We start from the raw sequence: 19905 nt of genomic DNA on the forward strand, positions 1-19905 counted from the left end.
CAAGATGTCCCAGCTTCCCATCGCCGTCGTCGGCGTTTCCGCGCTGCTCCCCGGTTCGTCCGATGTGGATGGTTTCTGGCGGTCCGTGCTCGGTGGCCGCGACCTGATCAAGGACGTGCCGGAGTCGCACTGGCTCATCGAGGACTACTACGACCCCGACCCGTCCGCGCCCGACAAGACCTACGGGAAGCGCGGTGCCTTCCTGGATCCCGTCGACTTCGATCCGATGGCGTACGGCATCCCGCCGAACCAGCTCGAAGCGACCGACACCACCCAGCTGCTGAGCCTGATGGTCGCGGACCGGGTGCTCGCCGACGTCGGCGGTCAGTCCGAAATAGACCGTGACAAGGTCAGCGTCATCCTCGGCACCGCGCCGCTCGAACTGCTCGCGACCATGGCGAGCCGACTGCAGCGCCCGGTGTGGCTGAAGGCGTTGCGGGAGAACGGGATTCCCGAATCTTCGGCACAGGCGGTGTGCGACTCGATCGCCGGGAGCTACGTGCCGTGGCAGGAGGCGTCGTTCCCCGGCCTGCTGTCCAATGTGGTCGCCGGGCGCATCGCGAACAAGTTCGACCTGCACGGCACCAACTGCACGACCGACGCCGCCTGCGCGAGTTCGCTGGCCGCGCTTTCCGCCGGTGTCAACGAACTCGCGCTCGGCCAGGCCGACATGGTGATCACCGGCGGCGTCGACACGCTCAACGACATCGTCATGTACATGTGCTTCTCGAAGACGCCCGCGCTGTCGCCGACCGGTGACTGCAAGCCGTTCTCCGACGCCGCCGACGGCACGATACTCGGCGAGGGCCTGGTCATGTTCGCGTTGAAGCGGCTGGCCGACGCCGAGCGTGACGGCGACAAGGTCTACGCGGTGCTGCGCGGGCTGGGCACCGCGTCGGACGGCCGCAGCACGGCGATCTACGCACCGCTCGCGGACGGCCAGTCGCGGGCGCTGCGCCGCGCGTACGAGTCGGCGGGCTACGGCCCCGACACCGTCGAACTCGTGGAGGCGCACGGCACCGGCACGACCGCGGGCGATCTCGCGGAGTTCACGGCACTGCGCACGGTGTTCGCCGAGAGCGGCCGCGCGGACAGCCAGTGGTGCGCGCTCGGCTCGGTGAAGTCGCAGATCGGGCACACGAAGTCCGCGGCGGGCGCGGCCGGGATGCTCAAGGCGGTGCTGGCGCTGCACCACAAGGTGCTGCCGCCCACGATCAAGGTCGACCGGCCGAACCCGAAGCTGGGGCTGGCGGAGAGCCCGCTGTACCTGAACACGCGGGCCCGCCCGTGGATCAGGGACGCCGCGCATCCCCGGCGCGCCTCGGTGTCGAGTTTCGGGTTCGGCGGCAGCAACTTCCACCTGACGCTGGAGGAATACATGCCCGGGGAAGGTCACGCGCGCCCGGCCTGGCGCTCGCACACCGCACCGTCCGAACTGGTACTGCTGAGCGCGGCGACGCCGGGCGAACTGCTCGCCAAGGCGGAGCGTGTCGACCCGTCGGCTCCGCTCGCCGACCTCGCCCGCGTGTCACAGAGCGAGTTCGTGCCCGCCGACACCGCCAGGCTCGCGATCGTGGCGTCCTCTGTGGACGATCTCGCCTCGAAGCTCAAGCAGGCCTGCGCTTTCGTGACCATGGCGCCGGAGAAGCCGTTCACCACCCCGACCGGCGTGATGTACGAGTTCGGCGTCGCCGTGTCGGGCCGGGTGGGCTTCCTGTTCTCCGGCCAGGGCAGCCAGTACGTCGGCATGGGCGGCGACCTGGCGATGGAGTTCCCCGCCGCCCGTGAGGTATGGGACGCCGCGGCCGGTCTCGGCGTCGGTGACCGTCCACTCCAGACTGTCGTGTTCCCCGTCCCGGTCTTCACCGACGAGGAACGCGACGCCCAGCAGGCGGCGCTGACCGCGACCGAGTGGGCCCAGCCCGCGCTGGCGGTCCAGTCGCTGGCGCAGATCAGCCTACTCGACGCGCTGAAGATCTCGCCGGACGCGGTCGCCGGCCACAGCTTCGGCGAGCTCGTCGCACTGCACACGGCGGGCGCCTTCGATGCCGCGACACTCGTCCGCCTGGCTCGTGCCCGCGGCGAAGCGATGCGCGACGCGGCGTCCGTCCCGGGGGCGATGCTCGCGGTTTCGGCCACCCGCGAGGTCGTCTCGCCGCTGCTGCCCGACGACGTGTGGATCGCGAACCACAACGCTCCGTCCCAGGTCGTCGTCTCGGGTTCTCTTGCTGGAATCGCTGCTGCAGAAAGCAAGTTCGCCTCGGCAGGTATCGACACGCGTCGTCTCGACACGGCCACGGCGTTCCACTCACCGCTGGTCGCCCCGGCAGCGGAGAGCCTGCGATCCTATTTGGACACAGCCGAGATCACGACGCCCCGCATCGACGTCTTCGCCAACACCGACGCGGGTCTGTACCCGGCCTCCGTCTCGGAGATCCGGTCGCGCCTCGCCGGCCACGTCGCCGCCCCGGTCCGGTTCGTCGACGAGATCGAGTCGATGTACGCGGCGGGCGTCCGCACGTTCGTCGAGGTCGGCGCGGGCGCGACACTGACCGGTCTGGTCGGCAAGATCCTCGACGGCCGCCCCCACCTCGCGGTCAGCCTCGACCGCAAGGGCCGCCACGGCGTCACCGCGCTGTACGAGGCGCTGGGCAGGCTCGCGGTCAACGGCCTCACCGCCGACTTCGAAGCGCTCTGGGAGCACAACGCCCCGCCGTTGGAGACCCCCGACCCCAAGCCCCGCATGACCAAGCAGCTCTCCGGCGCCAACTACGGCAAGCCCTACCCACCCGCCCCCGCCGCCCGCATCCCCGCCCCCGCCATCGAAACCGCCCCCTCCGACCTGGAGCACCTAATGCTCGACGTGGTCGCCGACAAAACCGGCTACCCCGTGGAGATGCTCGACCCCTCGATGGACCTTGAGTCAGACCTCGGCATCGACTCGATCAAGCGTGTCGAGATTCTCTCGGCCGTCCGCCGCGTCTCACCGGACCTTCCCGACGTGGACCCGGTGGAGTTGGGCAAGCTGCGCTCGCTCGGCGAGATCGTGGAGCGCCTAAGGACTCGTGAGCGTTGCGGGCGGTTAGAACCGCCCGCAACGCTCACGACCCCCTCCGACCTGGAGCGCACGATGCTCGGCGTGGTCGCGGACAAAACCGGCTACCCCGTGGAGATGCTCGACCCCTCGATGGACCTCGAGTCAGACCTGGGTATCGACTCGATCAAGCGCGTCGAGATCCTCTCGGCCGTCCGTCGCGTCTCACCGGACCTTCCCGACGTCGATCCGGTCGAGTTGGGCAAGCTCCGCTCGCTCGGCGAGATCGTGGAGCGCTTAAGGACTCGTGAGTGTTTAGACCGGTTAGAACCGGCCGTACCACTCACGACCCCAACTGACCTGGAGCGCGTGATGCTCGACGTGGTGGCCGAGAAGACCGGCTATCCCGTGGAGATGCTCGACCCTTCGATGGATCTTGAGTCGGATTTGGGTATCGATTCGATCAAGCGTGTCGAGATTCTCTCGGCCGTCCGTCGCGTCTCACCGGACCTTCCTGACGTGGATCCGGTGGAGCTGGGCAAGCTGCGTTCGCTCGGCGAGATTGTGGAGCGCTTAAGGACTCGTGAGCGTTCCGGGCGGTTAGAACCGCCCGCAACGCTCACGACCCCCTCCGACCTGGAGCGGGTGATGCTTGAGGTGGTGGCCGAGAAGACGGGTTACCCGGTGGAGATGCTTGACCCGTCGATGGATCTTGAGTCGGACTTGGGGATTGACTCGATCAAGCGGGTGGAGATTCTGGCGGCCGTGCGGCGGTGTACGCCGGAGTTGCCTGAGGTGGATCCGGTGGAGTTGGGGAAGCTGCGGTCGTTGGGGGAGATCGTGGAAAGGCTAGGGCTCACGAGTCCGAGTAGGCCGGGGGCGATTGAGCCGGAGACTGATGTTGAGCGGCTGGTGTTGGGGATTGTTGCTGAGAAGACCGGATATGCCGTTGAGACGCTGGCCGGGTATATGGATCTGGCGGGGGACTTGGGGATCGACTCGGTGAAGCGGGTGGCGATCATGTCGGCCATTCAGGCTGGGAAGATCGCGCTGCCCGAGGTGGACCCGGTCGCGCTGAGTGGGCTGCGGTCGCTGGGGGATGTGATCGACTGGCTGCGTGCGTCCGCGGACTCGGCGATCGTCAGCCGGGCGAAACCCGAGGAAAACTTGGTCCGGCATGCGGTGCGGGTGGTGCGGGCCGAGGCTTCGGGGCTTGCGATTTCGGGGCTGTGGGGCGGAAAGGTGGTCGTCACCGAGGACGGGCGGGGTGTCGCCGCACATGTGGTTTCGCGGCTGAAGGCGAGGGGCGTCGAGGCGGAGGTCGGGACGGCGGCCGCGGGGACGTACGGGGTCGTCCACCTCGGCGGGCTGAGTGAGCGGGATCCGGATGAGGTGCAGCGGGAGGCGTTCCGGGCCGCGCGGGCCGTTGCCGAGGGGTGCCGGGTGTTCGTCACCGTGCAGGACACCGGGGGAGACTTCGGGACCGGTGGCTCGGAGCGTGCTTGGTACGGCGGGCTCGCCGGGCTGGCGCGGACCGCGGGGCGGGAGTGGCCGGATGCTTCGGTCAAGGCGATCGACTGTGAACGGGGGAGCCGGACTCCGTCGGCTGTCGCGGGTGCGATCGTGAAGGAACTGCTGACCGGCGGGTCCACTGTGGACGTCGGACTGCGTGCCGACGGGACTCGGGTGACCGTCGAAACCGTGGCCGGTACCGTCGAGCGCGGAGCAGCCGCACTAAACGAAAAGTCCGTGATCGTGGCGACCGGCGGTGCTCGTGGTGTGACCGCTGAGGCGATCAAAGAGCTGGCACGGGCTCATCGGCCGCGATTGGTCCTTGTGGGACGGACACCGCTGACCGGGGAACCTGCCTACCTCAACGGCGTCACCGATGAAGCCCAGCTCAAGCGACTGGTCATGCAGCACACCGACCAGCCCACTCCGGCGAAGATCAACGAACGGGTCAAAGCCGTGCAAGCGGCGCGGGAGATCCGGGCGAACCTCGACGCGATCCAGGCCGCGGGGTCTCAGGTGCGGTACCTGGACGTCGATGTGCGCGACCGGCGGGCACTCGACGTGGCGCTCGACGGGGTCAGGGCGCAGTGGGGACCGATCACCGGGGTCGTGCACGGGGCCGGTGTGCTCGCGGACAAGACGATCGCAGAGAAGACCGACGAACAGTTCGAGCGGGTCTTCGAGACCAAGGTGGACGGTCTGCGTGCGCTGCTCGCCGCTACCGAAAAGGATCCGCTGACTGTCCTTTGTGTCTTCTCGTCGATCGCCGCGAGGGTAGGGAATCCGGGCCAGAGTGACTACGCGATGGCCAACGAGGTGCTCAACCAGGTCGCCTGTGCGGAACGCGCGAAACGGCCTGACTGCGTGGTGCGGTCGATCGCGTGGGGGCCGTGGGCGGGCGGGATGGTCGGCCCGGCGCTGGCCGAGCACTTCGCCGCGCAGGGCGTTCCGCTGATCGAGGTCGGCGAGGGGGCGCGGGCCTTCGTCGCCGAGCTGGCCGGGCAGGGTGACACCCACGTGGTGGTCGCCGCCGGGCCGTTCGCGCCGGACCCGGCCACGAAAGGAGATGTCCGGCTCGCCGGGCAGTCCTTTCTGGACGATCACGCCATCGGAGGCACGGCAGTGGTGCCGATGGCGATGGTCCTGGAATGGTTCGCCGCCACCGGTGCGCCGGTGATCAAGGACCTCAGCGTGCTGCGCAAGATCGTGCTGACCGACACGCTCACGGTGAGCAAAGACGGCGACAGCCTGGAACTCGGCAACAACTACCGGGCCAAAGCGGGCAGCCTCACCAGCACGCCGTCGCAACCGAGTGTCCCCAGTGGACTGAGGCAGGCGAAAGCAGACGTCTACGACGGGCACACGCTCTTCCACGGGCCGAGTTTTCAAGCCATCCAAGAGGTTCCGTGGATCGGTGACAACGGCGCCACCGCGATCGTCGTCGGAGCGCGGGAACTGGGGTGGCCCGGCGGGACCTGGCACACCGACCCCGCGGTGATCGACGGCGGGCTGCAGCTCGCGCTGCTGTGGGCCGAGCAGGTGCTCGGCGCGAGCCTGCCGATGGGGGTCGCCGAGTGCCGGACCTACCGGAAAGGGCTGGCCGACGGGCCGGTCCGATGTGTCCTCACGGCACGGGACGTGCGGGCCGAAACCGCCGAGTGCGACCTCGTCTTCGTCGACGACAGCGGTGACGTTCGGGCCGAACTACTCGGTGTCTCGCTGGTCAAGCGGCCGTAGGGAGTGGGCATGCGCTTCGAACCGATCGCGATCGTCGGGCGGGGAGCCGTGCTGCCCGGCGCGCTCGGCCCCGACGCGTTCTGGGCGAACATCGCGCACGGGCGGACCAGTCTCGGGCCCGCGCCCGAAGGCCGGTGGCGGGTGCCGCGCGAGCGGATGATGACCACGCCGGACGCGCCGGAGGACGGCACCTGGAGTGACATCGGCGGGTACGTGCGGGGATTCGAGTTCGACCCGGCCGGGATCGAACTCGACACCGCCGGGCTCGATCCGCAGGTCGAGTGGGTGCTGCACGGGGTCAGGGCGGCGTTGCGCGAGGCGGGGCAGTACGGGCCCGCGCCCAGTGCCGGGCTGGTGCTGGGCAACCTGGGCTTCCCGACCGCGGGCATGGCCGCGTACGCCGAGCAGGTCTGGCGCCGGGAGCCGCGTTCCGATGGGCGCAACCGGTTCATGTCCGGCCTGCCTGCGCACCTCGCCGCGCAGGCGTTCGGGCTCGGCGTGGGAGCGTTTTCGCTGGACGCGGCATGCGCGTCCTCGCTGTACGCGATCAAGCTCGCCTGCGACCGGCTGCATGACCGCGGCGCCGACCTGATGGTGGCCGGTGCGGTCAACTGCGCCGACGACCTGTTCATCCACGTCGGGTTTTCGGCGCTGTCGGCGCTCAGCCGGACCGGGCGAAGCAGGCCGTTCCATCGGGGAGCCGACGGGCTCGTCCCGGCCGAGGGCGCGGCCTTCGTCGCGCTCATGCGGCTCGCCGATGTCACCGACCAGGAAGTGTTCGGCGTGATCCGCGGGATCGGGCTGTCGAACGACGGGCGCGGCGCCGGGTTCCTCGCGCCCGCCGAGGAAGGGCAGCTGCGGGCGATGCGGCTCGCCTACGAGATGGCGGGCGTCGCGCCGGAAACGGTGTCGCTGCTCGAATGCCATGCGACCGGGACGCCGGTCGGAGACGCCGTCGAAGTGCGCAGCGCGGCGAAGATCTTCACCGGCCACAAAGGACTGGCCGCCGGGTCGGCCAAGTCCAATGTGGGCCATCTGATCACCGCGGCCGGGGTGGCTGGCCTGCTCAAGGTCGTCGGCGCGATGCGGGCCGGTGTCCGCCCGCCGACCCTGCACGCCGACACCCCGATCGACGCGCTCGACGGCACCGCGCTGCGGCTGCTGCACGAACCCGAAGCGTGGACCGGGCCGAGACGGGCCGCGATCAGCGCGTTCGGCTTCGGCGGGAACAACGCGCATCTGATCGTGGACGATGTGGACAGTTGCGGCGCGGTCGATCCCTTGCCGCCCAAGCGATCCGAGCCGATCGCGATCGTCGCCATCGGTGCCAGGGTCGGCACCGGCGAGAGCAGCCACGATCTGCGAAAGGCCCTGTTCAGCGGTACCGGGGACGCCGGGCGGCGCGAGACCGTCGACGTCAAGCTGACCGGACTCCGGGTCCCTCCGCTCGACCTGAAACGGACGCTGGCTCAGCAGCTGCTGGTGCTGGAGGCCGCGCGGGAGGCCGTCGAAGGCCTGGACCTGCCACGCGAGCGCACGATGGTGCTCATCGGCATGGGCTGTGACCCCGAAGTCGCCCGCTATGGCGCACGCTGGCGCGCGGCGGACGGTGCCGAGTTCACCCCGGCGCTCACCAGCGCGGGTGTCGTCGGGACCATGCCGAACATCGTCGCCAACCGGCTCAACTCCCACCTCGACCTGGCCGGGCCGAGTTTCACGGTCTCGGCCGAGGAGACCTCGGGGATGGTCGCGCTGGAGATCGCGGCACGGGCGATCGGCACCGGCGAGGCCGACGCCGCGATCGTCGGTGCTGTCGACTTGTCGCACGAGCCGGTCCATCAGCAAGCCCTCGAAGACCTTGGCCTAAAACGGAAACCCGGTGACGCGGCGATCGTTCTCGTACTCAAGCGACTGTCCGATGTAGACGAACACGACGTCATCGCGCTGGTGGAAGACGCGACCGGCGAGCCGGACCGCGACCTGGATTTCGATCCCGGCGAGCTGTTCGGCAATCCGCACGCCGCCCAAGGTCTGCTCGCCGTCGCCACGGCCGCGCTGGCGCTGCGCCACCGAGCGATCCCGCGCGTCGGCGCGCCCGCGGATCCGGCGTTCGACGTCCGCGCGGCCGAAGTGGCGGTGAAGCCCCTGCAAGGCAAGGAAAAGCGCGTGCTCGTCAAGGCGTGCACGTCCGCGCCTTGGGTCGCCGAGCGCCCCGCCAGGCTCCGCGTGTACTCCGGCGCGGACAAGCGAGGCGTGCTTCGAGCGCTCGAAGCCGGGCACGAGTCCGACACCGGCCCTGCCCGCCTGGTGCTGCTCGGCGACAAGGAACCGGCGATACGGTGGCTCACCGACGGCGGCCCGAAACCCGAAGGCGTCGCCTTCCGCGAGACCCCGCTGACCGGCGAGATCGGTTTTGTCTTCACGGGCGGGATCTCCGCGTATCCCGGTATGGGCCGGGAACTCCTGCTCGCGTTCCCCGACCTGGTCGAGGGGATCGAGGCCAGGTCCGGCTCCGTACGCGAGGCCGCGGCCTGGGCGTTCGACGGCCCGGACAGCGCGCCAGCCACGGTGCTCGACCAGATCTGGGGCACCGCGCTGCTCAGCCAGGTGCACGCCGGGATCAGCCGTGACCTGCTCGGGCTGAAGCCCGGCGCGGCGCTCGGGTACTCCGCCGGTGAGTCGAACGCGCTCGTCGCGCTCGGTGTCTGGACGGACATGCGCGCGCTGATCGCCGAGATGAACGGCTCCGGGATGTTCACCCGCGAGGTCGCCGGCGAGTTCGCGGCGATCCACCGCGCGTGGGCCCGTGCGGGTGTCGCGGGCACACGCTGGAAGAACTACCTGATCGGCGTCGGGCCCGACCTCGCGCGCAAGGCGCTCGACGGTGAGGTCGCCGCGCACCTGATCGCGGTCAACTCACCGGATTCGTGTCTCATCGGCGGGGACGTGCCCGCGTGCGAACGGGTGCTCGCGCGGCTCGACACCGCGTACACGCTGCCGGTCCCGTACGAACTCGCCGTGCACACCCCGGAGCTGGCGGAGGTGCGCGGGCAGTGGTGGCGGCTGCACCACCGGCAGGCCACGCCGCCCGACGGCGTCCGCTTCTACAGCTGCGCCACCACCGGCTCCTACCTCCCGACCGCCGAACGCGCCGCCGACGCGCTGACCGCGCAGGCCGTCGGGACCATGGACTTCGCCGGAACCGTCGAGCGGGCGTGGGATGACGGCGTGCGGATCTTCCTCGAGCACGGCCCGAAAGCACTGTGCACCGACTGGATCCGCCGGACCCTCGGCGGCCGCGAACACCTCGCGATCCCGCTCGACGCACAGGACGGCCGCAGCGTCCGCCAGCTGTCCCGGGTCGCGGCGGAACTCGTCGCGGCCGGTGTTCCCGTTGACACCACCGCACTTTTCGACCGGCTTTCCGCGTCGCTGCCCCTCGACCGCGGGCCGGAGCGTGTCGTCACCCTGCCCGCTCACCCTCCGGAGATCAAGGTGCCAGAGACCACCATGGCGCGTGCGCCACAGCTACCGCCCTTCCTGTCCACAGTGGACGCACCGGGCCCGCTGTTCGACCGGAAGCAGCTCGAACAGCTGGCCGTAGGCAAGATCTCCGAGCTGTTCGGCGCGCTGTTCGCCGCGCAGGACGGCTACGCCAGGCAGACGCGGATGCCGTCGCCGCCGATGCTGCTCGCCGACCGGGTCATCGCCATCGACGCCGTCGCCGGGTCGATGGGCACCGGGTCGATCCGGACCGAGACCGACGTCGAGCCGGGCAGCTGGTACCTCGACAGCACCGGCCGCATGCCGCCGGGCATCCTCGTCGAGGCGGGTCAGGCCGACCTGCTGCTGATCAGCTGGCTCGGCGCCGACCTGCTCAACCGCGGCGAGCGCGTGTACCGCCTGCTCGGCTGCGAGCTGACCTTCCACGGCAGCCCGCCGGAACCCGGCGAGAAGCTCGAGTACGAGATCCACATCGACGACCACGCCGAGCTGGGCGGCATCCGGCTGTTCTTCTTCCACTACGACTGCCACGTCGACGGCGAGCTGCGGCTGTCCGTGCGCAAGGGGCAGGCCGGGTTCTTCACCGATCAAGAGCTGGCCGGCAGTGCCGGTGTCCTCTGGGACCCGAGCCGGGAGGAGCCGCCTGCCGGGCCACTCGACCCGCCCGCGGTGACCGGCGCACCCCGTCGCTACGACGCCGACGCCGTGCGCGCGTTCGCCGAAGGCCGCCCGGCCGACTGCTTCGGCGATCCCTGGGACGTGACCCGCTCGCACAGCCGGTCGCCCCGGATCGACGACCGTGACCTGCTGTTCCTGCGCGAGGTCACCGACTTCGAGCCGGCGGGCGGGCCGTGGCGGCGTGGCTACCTGCGCGCCGAAACGCCGATCACCCCCGGCGACTGGTTCTTCGACGGCCACTTCGAGAACGACCCGTGCATGCCGGGCACGCTGATGTTCCAGGGCTGCCTGCAGGCCATGGCCTTCTATCTCGCGGCCTGCGGGTTCACCATCGACAACGACGCGTGGCGGTTCGAGCCGGTGCCCGGTGCGGCCTACGACCTCCGGTGCCGCGGCCAGGTGACGCCTGCCAGCGAAAAGCTCGTGTACGAGGTTTTCGTGACCGAACTTTCCGCCGGACCGAACCCGACGGTCTTCGCCGACGTACTTTGCACTGTGGATGGAGTGAAGGCGTTCCACGCCAAGCGGGCGGGCCTGCGGCTGGTGCCGGACTGGCCGCTCGGGCAGTGGCGTGACGGGCTGGTCGCCGCGCCGGAGACCGCGCCGGTCGCCGAGGTCGACGGTGTCCGGTTCGGTTATGAATCGTTGCTTTCCTGTGCTTGGGGAAAACCGTCCGGTGCGTTCGGCGAGCTGTATTCCCGATTCGACGGTCATCGCCGGGTGGCGCGCTTGCCGGGACCGCCCTATCACTTCATGACGCGGATCACGGAAACGACCGGTAAATTGGGTGGTATGGAAGTCGGCAGTTCCGTCGTCGCCGACTACGAAGTGCCCGACCAGGTCTGGTATTTCACCGAGAACAATGGCACGATGCCGCTCGCCGTCCTGATGGAGGTGGCCTTGCAGCCCTGTGGCTGGCTCGCCTCGTACGCGGGCTGCGCGGTGGAAATAGCCGACGATCTGCTCTTCCGAAATCTCGACGGCGAAGGCATAGTTTCCGGCGACATCACGCCAGAGACAAAGGTGATACGCACGTATGCCACCCTGCGGGACATCTCGGTGACCGGGACGATGATCATTGTTTCGTTCACCGTCGAGTGTTTCGCCGACGACACGACCGTGTTCGAAATGGACACCGTTTTCGGTTTCTTCCCGAAGTCGGCTTTCAAAGATCAGCAAGGGCTGCGCGCGTCCGAAGCGGAACGCGCGGCGATCGCCGCGCCGACGGGGCCGCCGGTCGACCTGACCGCGCGCCCGGCGAAGTACTGCGGCGGCCCGCTGCGGCTCGCCGGCCCGATGCTGCTGATGCTCGACCGCGTCACCGGGTACGACCCGGCCGGCGGCGAGGCGGGACTCGGCCGGCTCACGGCGGAGAAGGACGTCGACGCGGGGGAGTGGTTCTTCAAAGCCCACTTCTTCCAGGACCCGGTCCAGCCGGGTTCGCTCGGCATCGAGGCGATGTACCAGCTGCTGCAGTTCTACTTGATCGAACGGGGCGCCGGTGCGGGGATGACCGCGCCGAGGTTCGAGGTGCTGACCGGGCGGCGGCCGCTGGTCTGGAAATACCGCGGCCAGGTCGTTCCCACGCACGGGGTGATCGGCACCGAGCTGGAGATCACCGAGTTCGACGGGAAGTGCGCCCGCGCGAAGGCCTGGCTGTGGGTCGACGGCAAACGCATCTACAGCGCGGTCGACCTCGGGGTCCGCGTCGTCGAGGGCGAGCCCGCCGAAGAGGAGGTGCTCGACGTGCGCACCGACACCTGGCTCGGCGACCACCGTCCGACGTGGACGGTCCCGGCGCTGCCGATGATGTCCGTCGTGGACCGGCTCGCGCCGGCGGCGGACGCGTTCGTGCTGGAGGACATCGAACTCCGGCGCTGGCTCCCGGCGACCGGGCCGATCCGGCTCAAGTCCGAAAAGGACGGAGAGAAGTCGGCATTGCTGGCGTGGCGTGACGCGACCACCCCGAAGCTGTCTCGCTTCGAACCGGTGGCCACCGCGACCATCGGACGGCCGGGCGAGCGGCCGCAAACGCTTGCGCCGCTTGCGAACGTCGAACCGGTGACCGATTTCTACACCTCCGGCTCGCTGTTCCACGGGCCCGCCTTCCAATACCTGACGTCGTTGCGGCGCGGCTCGAACGGCGCGTCCGGTGTGCTCGACGCGAGCCGGGGGACTGTCCCTCGTGGACGGTTGAACCAAGGGCTGCTGGACGCGGCGACCCACGTCATTCCGCACGACAGCCTGTGGCAGTGGGTCAGTTCGATCCCGAGCGGTCAGGTCGCCTATCCGTGCCGGATCAGCCGCTTCGAGCAGTTCGAGCCGTTGCCGGACACCGGCGAGATCGAAGTCGAGGCCAGGTTCGCCGGGCTCGACGGCCGGTTCCCGCTCATCGATCTGCAGCTGCTCGCCGCGGGCCGGGTGCTGGTCGCGATGCGGCTCGTCGAGGTGCTCATGCCGACCGGGTCCTTCGGCACAGCGGCGCCGGAACAGCGCCGCGCCTTCCTGCGCGATCGGACCTATGTGGACGGTCTGGGCCTGTCCCGCACCAGTGCCGGCAGCACCACGCTCACCCGGTCCGACGTCGAGCAGTGCGACTGGCTCGCCGGCACGGTCGCCCAGGTCTACGGCCTGCCGCCCGCCGCGCGGGGCCGCGACCATCTCGCGCAGATCGCCGTGCGCGACCACGTGGCACGCCAGGCGCGAGTGCACCCGTCCGCCGTCGACCTCGGCGAAGACCCGCTCGTCGCGTATGTGGCGGGCACCCCGTACCGCGTTGAGCTGGAGCAACGCCCCGAAGCCGTGATCGTCCGCACTTGACTCATCCCCCGGAGGCTCCCGTGACCGAGCACATCCTTGCCGCGTTCCAGAGGCTGCGCACGGCCGACCCGGACCGTCGCCTGTTCACCTTCGTCGACGAGAAAGGACAGAACGAGGCGAGCCTGACCGCACGTCAACTCGGCGAGGCGGCCGACCGCGTCGTGGAAGCCTTGGGGGAGTGGGGCTTCCGCCCCGGCGATCGGGCGATCCTGGTCTATCCGCCTTCGCTGGACTTCGTCGGCGCGTTCCTCGGCTGCCTGGCCGCCGGGGTGCTCCCGGTGCCGGTCTATCCGCCGAACCCGTTCAAGCTCAAGAAAGATCTCGCGACCTTCACGGCCATTGTGGACAACTCCGGCGCCCGTGGCGCGCTCACCAGCAGCCTGTACGACCGCTCGCGCACCGCGGGCACGGTGACCAGCTTCTTCAGCAAGGACACGCCGAGCTGGCCGAGCCTCGGCTGGTACCGCACCGACAAGAAGAAGGCCGTGTCCGGCCCGGTGACCTGGCACGAGCCGGACCTCGGCGACCCGGTGTTCCTGCAGTACACCTCGGGGTCGACGTCGACGCCCAAGGGCGTGGTGCTGACCCACGGCAACCTCGCGCACGAGGTCGCCGCGAACGCCGCCGATCTCGGGCTCGGGCCGGACACGCGCGGGGTGTTCTGGGTGCCGCAGTACCACGACCTCGGCCTGATCAGCGTGATCTGCTCGACCATCGCGGGCAACGGGCGCACCACGCTGATGTCGCCGATGACCTTCCTGCAACGCCCCTCGGTCTGGTTCGACGTCATGTCCCGCGTCGGCGCCACGCACACCGCCGCGCCGAACTTCGCGTTCGAGCTCGCGGTACGCAAGACGACCCCCGCGCAACGCGCCGCCTGGAACCTCGGCTCGCTGAAAGTGGTCATGTCGGCCGCCGAGCCGATCCGCCCGTCCACTGTGGACGCCTTCTTCGCCGCGTTCGCGGACACCGGGCTCAAGCGCGAGATCTTTTATCCCGCATACGGTCTCGCGGAGACCTCGGTGAGCGTGTCGATGGGCGGGCGCGCGGAATTGACGGTCGACAAGTCCGCTTTGGAGAGTGGCAAGGTGGTGGCGGTGCCCGACGGGGTCACCTACCTCGGGTGCGGCCGGATCACCAAGCCGGGCGCCGTCCGGATCGTCGATCCCGCGACCGGCGCGCGCTGTGGCGACGGTGAGGTCGGCGAGGTGTGGGTCGACTCGCCGACCAAGGGCCTCGGCTACTGGGGCATGGACTCCGACGAGACGTTCCACGCGCGCGTCGACGGTGAGGACGGCGACTACCTGCGCACCGGTGACCTCGGGTTCTTCCACGAGGACGAGCTGTTCATCACCGGCCGCCTCAAGGACCTGATCATCGTGCGCGGCCGCAACCTCTACCCGGCCGACGTCGAGGATTGCGTCCGTGACGCGCACCCGCTCGTGCGGCCCGGCGGGATCGCGGCGTTCGCCGTCGACCACGAACAGGGCGAGCGGCTGGTGCTGTTCGTGGAGACCAGGCAGGACAAGGTGACCGCCGCCGACGTCGACGGCATCGTCGAGGCCGTCCGGCGCCAGGTCTACGAGGACCACCAGCTCGCGTGTCACGCGGTCGTGGTCGGCAAGGCGGGCACGGTGCGCAAGACGACCAGTGGCAAGGTGCGGCGGCTCGCGTGCAAACAGGCGTTCGTCAGCGGGGAGATCGAGGCCTCGGCCGCCACGATCCGGGTTTCGGTCCACCAGGAGGCATGATGCGGTTTTCGAACGGGATCGACGATCCCCGCCTGCTGGCGGTCGACGCCGACTTCCAAGCGGTGCTCGACGGCTTGTCCCCGCTGGTCGAGGCCGCCCGGATGGCACGCGCGCGCACCTTCCACAAGACCGCGACCACGGCCGCGGGCACGCTCAAGCTCAACGAAACTCTCGACCTGCCCGCGCATGATTTCCTGCGGCCAGGCAGGGAATTCGACGTTCTCGCGCGGTACAGCAACGGCGTGGAGAGCGACGACATCGCGCCGTCGATTCGCGGCATCACGCTCCGGCTGCGCGACCCCGGCACCGAGGAAGGACTGCTCGACCTCTCGCTCAACACCGGCGAGCTGTTCTTCCTGCGTACCGCCGAAATGTTCCTGAGGTACTCCAACGGAGACGCGGACGACATCGACCGCGAGGTCCCGGAGTTCAAGCGGAACGGCTGGCGGCTTTACCGCTATGCCAGCACTTTCGCCGATTACCACTACTACTCGCAGGTCCCGACCGGCTACGTCGCGGCGGACGGCACCCAGTACCTCGTGCGGTACCGGCTGCTGCCCGCGACCGGCGCGCCCGACACCGGGCATGTCGACTTCGAAGGCCGGGGCCTGCCGCCGGAGCCACCCGCCGAGAACCCGCGTGACCCCGGCGACGATCCGCGCCCGAAGAACTTCCTGCACCTCGAACTGCGGGAGCGGCTGCTCGAAAGGGGCCCGATCGGCGGGACACTGCAGGTCCAGCTGCACCCGGTGACCGAATCGGCCGAGCAGAACGAACTCGCGCTCGACTGCATGCGGCCGTGGGACCTGCCGTGGCTCGACCTCGCCACGCTGCACCTCGACTCGCTCGTCACCAACGCGAAGATCGAAGGACTGCGGTTCAGCCCGGCCGTCGCGCCGGAGTCGCTCGGCAGCGTCCTGGCGACGTCGCCGTACGAGAACGCCTCGCTGAACCACCTGCGGGTGCTGCTGTACAGCCTCAGCGCGGCCGCGCGCCTGGAAGAACCCGCGGAGCCCGCACCGAAGATGATCGGCTGCCCGTTCTCCGGTCACTCCACTGAGGACAGTCCTCAGCGGACCGTCGCGGTGATCGGCGCCGGACCGGCCGGGCTGAGCGCGGCACGGGAGCTGGAGCGCGTCGGTCACCGCGCGATCGTGCTGGAGGCATTGCCCGAGGTCGGCGGCAAATGCGAGTCGGTGGACCTCGACGACCGCGCGTACGACCTCGGCGGTCACGTCTGCACGACCCAGTACGCCAACGTCGCTCAGCTCGCGGCCGAGCTCGGCATGCCGACCGAGGACACCACCCCGCACCGGGTCTACGACCTTGACGACGGCGAGGCCAAGCCGCAGAGCACGGCGTTCTTCCGGCGTGAGACGTACGGCAAATACACCGAGTTGCGGGATCGGCTGTTCCCGCGCATCGCCGAACCCGGCCTCGCGCATTCGGCGCGTTCGCTGGCACAGCCCGTCTCGCAGTGGCTGGCGGAGCAGGGCCTCGAGTCGCTGGCCGAGTCGCTCGGCGTCGGCTACACCGCAGCCGGATACGGGTACCTCGCCGGTGATCTGCCCGCGCTGTACTTCGTGAAGTACGCCGAGATGACCGGCTTGCTCTCGGCCAAGCCGGAACTGCTCGGGCACACCGGCAGCTTCACCATCCTCGGCGGGTTCAAGGGCCTGTGGGAGAAGGTCGCCGCGCAGCTCAGCGATGTCCGGTGCGGGACAACGATTTCCGCCATCGACCGTGACTTCGACGCGGGGCGCGGTGGCGTGCGGATCACCACCGATCAGGGCGTGGTGACGGCCGACGACCTCGTGCTGACCGTGCCGCTGGACCAGGTGCTGCCGGTGCTCGACGCGACCCCGGAGGAACGCGACCTCGCCGGGCGCGTGCGCGTGATGGACTACTACACCACGGTGATCACCGCGACCGGCCTGCCCAGGTCCGCCTTCTACCTGGTCGATCAGCACACCCGGCCGTCCGCCGCGCGCGGGCACGCCGTCGCGTTCCACCACCGCTATCCCGATCAGGACGTCTACGCCTGCTACTCCTACGGGGAGCCGGGACTCGACGGCGACGACATCGTCGCCAAGCTGCGGGAGAACGTCGAACGCATGGGCGGCGAACTCGCCGAGGTGCACACCCAGCGGCGCTGGCGGTTCCTGCCGCATTTCGGCGGCGAGGACCTCCTCGACGGCGTTTACGACCGGATCGAGCAGTTGCAGGGACAGCGGCACACGTTCCACGCGGGCAGCCTGCCCGCGTACGAGCTGGTGGAATGCACGGTCGCGTACAGCCGGAAGCTCGTGCGCGAGCACTTCGAGGGTAGCGACGATGTTTTCGTTGAGTCCCCGGCCGAACAGCCGGAGCCGCTCGACCGGCCGAAGCCCACTGTGGACAATCTGCGCGAGTGGCTGATCGAGAACGTCGCTGCCGAACTCAGGCTGCCCGCGGACCAGGTGAGCGCGACCGCCCGCCTGGACCGGTTCGCGCTGGAGTCCATGTCCGTCGCCGCTTTGCAGGCGGGACTCTCGGACTGGCTCGGCTTCCGTATCCCGCACACGTTGTTCCTGGAGCACCCGACGATCGAGTCGATCGCCGAACACCTAGCCGTCACAGAAGAAGCCGTCACAGAAGAACCGGCCGAGGTCACGGCCTCCAGCTCGACCCTCCTGTTGGGACTGACCGCGGCGCGGCCGTTCTTCTGCATCGGCGGCGCGCTCGGCGCGGCCTACTACCTGCTGCAGCTGGCCAGGGACGTCGGCTCGGCGAGGCCGTTCTATGGCGTGCGTGCGCCGGGCTACGACGGCAGCGAGGACCCGCTCGACACGGTCGAAGAGCTGGCCGCGCGGTACATCGAGTCGATCAGGCTGGTCCAGCCGTACGGCCCGTACCTGCTCGGTGGGCATTCGTTCGGCGGCGTGGTGGCCTACGAGATGGGCCGCCAGTTGCGCGAAGCAGGCGAGGAGGTCACCCGGATCGTGCTGCTCGACTCGTACGTCCCGATCCAGGGCCAGCCGCTGCCGCCCGAGGACGACGCGGCCGCCATCGAGGAACTGCTCACGATGAACAGGCTCGCGTTCAAATCGGGCGGGCCCGCCGGTGTCGAGATCGACCCTGAACTGGCCGTGTCCGAACAGAAGGAGCGGCTCGGCCGGTTCCTCGGCGCGAACGGCTCACTGCCGGTCGAGGAGCACATCGGCAACATGCTCCGCGTCTACCAGGCGAACATCGAGGCGAACGTCAAATACCAGCCCCGGCCGTCGGATCTCAAGGTCACCCTGCTCAAGGCCATGGACGGCTTCCCACCGGTGATGAAGCCGCACCGCAACACCTCGCTCAAGCTCGACCTGCCGGCGAACGGCTGGGAGGAGATCGAGCTGGGGGAGCTGGACCTCGTCGAGATCCCCGGCGACCACTTCACCATGTTCGTCGAGCCGAACGACGAGAAGGTCGCGGCGGCCGTCCACACCGCACTGTCCGAAGAGGAACGCCGCAGCGCGAACACGTTGATCCAGGCCGAATCCACCCGGTCGAAAGCCGAGACCACGATCGCGTTCAACCCGCTCGACCCGGCCTTCCTCAACGACCCGTACCCGTTCTACCGCGCGCTGCGGGAGAGCGCGCCGATCCACTACGAGGACACGCTCGGCGGCTGGATCTTCACGCGTTACGACGACGTCTCGAAGCTGCTGCGCAACCATTCGATCCTGCGGCCACCGGTGACCGACTACCTGTTCGCGTCCGTGCCGCAGCGGATGCGCGACCACATGGTCAACTTCGAGCGGCAGCTCGGGCTGATGCTCCCGTTCGCCAACCCGCCGTACCACACGCGGGTGCGCAGGCTGATGAGCAAGGCGTTCACCCCCAAGCTGATCGAGGCGTACCGGCCGAGGGTGGAGGAGGTCACGGACCGGCTGCTCGACCGGATCGAGGCCGACGGCGGCGGCGACCTGATGACCGCGATCGCCTACCCGCTGCCGTCCACGGTGATCATGGAGTTCATCGGCGTGCCCCGCGAGGACCACGCCAGGATGACGCACCTGGCCACCGAGATGATGCAGCTGCTCGGCGCCCAGTACGCGAAGGACGCGCCCGCCATCGCCTCGGCCGCGCACGCCGGGCTCGACGAGTTCAACGAGCGGCTGATCGAGCTCATCGGTGAGCGGCGGCGGGAGCCTGCGGACGACCTGTTGTCTGCTTTGGTCACGTTGACCGGCCCGGACGGGAAACTGACCGACGAGGAACTGATCCTCAATTGCATGGCGATGCTCAACGCGGGACTGGAGACGACCGCGAATTACCTCGCCAATGGAACGTTTGCATTATTCGGTAATCCTGATCAGCTGCGGCTGTTGCGGGAAAACCCCGGGCTCGCCCCGAACGCGGCCGAGGAATTGCTGCGCTATGACGGGCCCGCCCCGATCATGACCCCGCAGCAGGCCGTCGAGGACGTGGTGATCGGCGGGCAGCTGATCAAGAAGGACCAGCTGCTCTACCCGGTCGTCGGGGCCGCCAACCGCGACCCCGCGCGGTTCCCCGACCCGGAGCGGCTCGACCTCACCCGCGAGCCGAACGGGCAGCTCGGCTACGGCTTCGGGATCCACTTCTGCATCGGCGCCGCGCTGGCCAGGATCGAGGGGCAGACGTACTTCTCGAAACTGGTCACACGGTTCCCCCACCTGCGGCTCGACCCGGACAAACCCGCGCCGGTGTTCCGTGACGACCCGCTGCTGCGCGGGCTCGAAACGCTCCACGTCCGCGTCGACTGAGGACTCGACACGCCCGTACTCGCCAAGATTTTTCCCAGACGCCGAATCGGACTTTTCACCCCGTCGCCCGCTCGACGGCGCCCGCCCCGCGGACCAA

The 19905-nt window shown here is 69.3% G+C and carries 4 protein-coding genes; all 4 read left to right on the plus strand.

Annotated features, from left to right (window positions below):
• Positions 1-4: 4 nt before the first annotated feature.
• From AB5J62_RS15920 to AB5J62_RS15935, 4 genes are read left to right on the plus strand one after another with little or no spacing between them, the layout of a single operon-like run.
• Positions 5-6283, plus strand: coding sequence for an SDR family NAD(P)-dependent oxidoreductase (locus AB5J62_RS15920; RefSeq protein ID WP_370948988.1), 6279 nt, complete (start codon positions 5-7; stop codon positions 6281-6283).
• A 9-nt stretch (positions 6284-6292) separates the two neighbouring features.
• Positions 6293-13285, plus strand: a complete 6993-nt coding sequence (locus AB5J62_RS15925) for a beta-ketoacyl synthase N-terminal-like domain-containing protein (RefSeq protein WP_370948989.1) — start codon at positions 6293-6295, stop codon at positions 13283-13285.
• A gap of 20 nt (positions 13286-13305) precedes the next feature.
• Entirely contained in the window at positions 13306-15036 is a 1731-nt protein-coding gene (locus AB5J62_RS15930; RefSeq protein WP_370948990.1) for a fatty acyl-AMP ligase, read from the plus strand.
• Positions 15033-19808, plus strand: a complete 4776-nt coding sequence (locus tag AB5J62_RS15935) for a cytochrome P450 (RefSeq protein WP_370948991.1) — start codon at positions 15033-15035, stop codon at positions 19806-19808. Before AB5J62_RS15930 ends, AB5J62_RS15935 begins: the two co-directional genes overlap by 4 nt.
• The last annotated feature ends 97 nt before the right edge of the window (positions 19809-19905 follow it).

Origin of the sequence: Amycolatopsis sp. cg5, from assembly GCF_041346955.1 — a bacterium.
Lineage (GTDB): Bacteria > Actinomycetota > Actinomycetes > Mycobacteriales > Pseudonocardiaceae > Amycolatopsis.

Coding starts and splice junctions, on each gene's coding strand:
- AB5J62_RS15920 (WP_370948988.1), top strand. CDS start 5: ATGTCCCAGCTTCCCATCGCCGTCGTCGGCGTTTCCGCGCTGCTCCCC.
- AB5J62_RS15925 (WP_370948989.1), top strand. CDS start 6,293: ATGCGCTTCGAACCGATCGCGATCGTCGGGCGGGGAGCCGTGCTGCCC.
- AB5J62_RS15935 (WP_370948991.1), top strand. CDS start 15,033: ATGATGCGGTTTTCGAACGGGATCGACGATCCCCGCCTGCTGGCGGTC.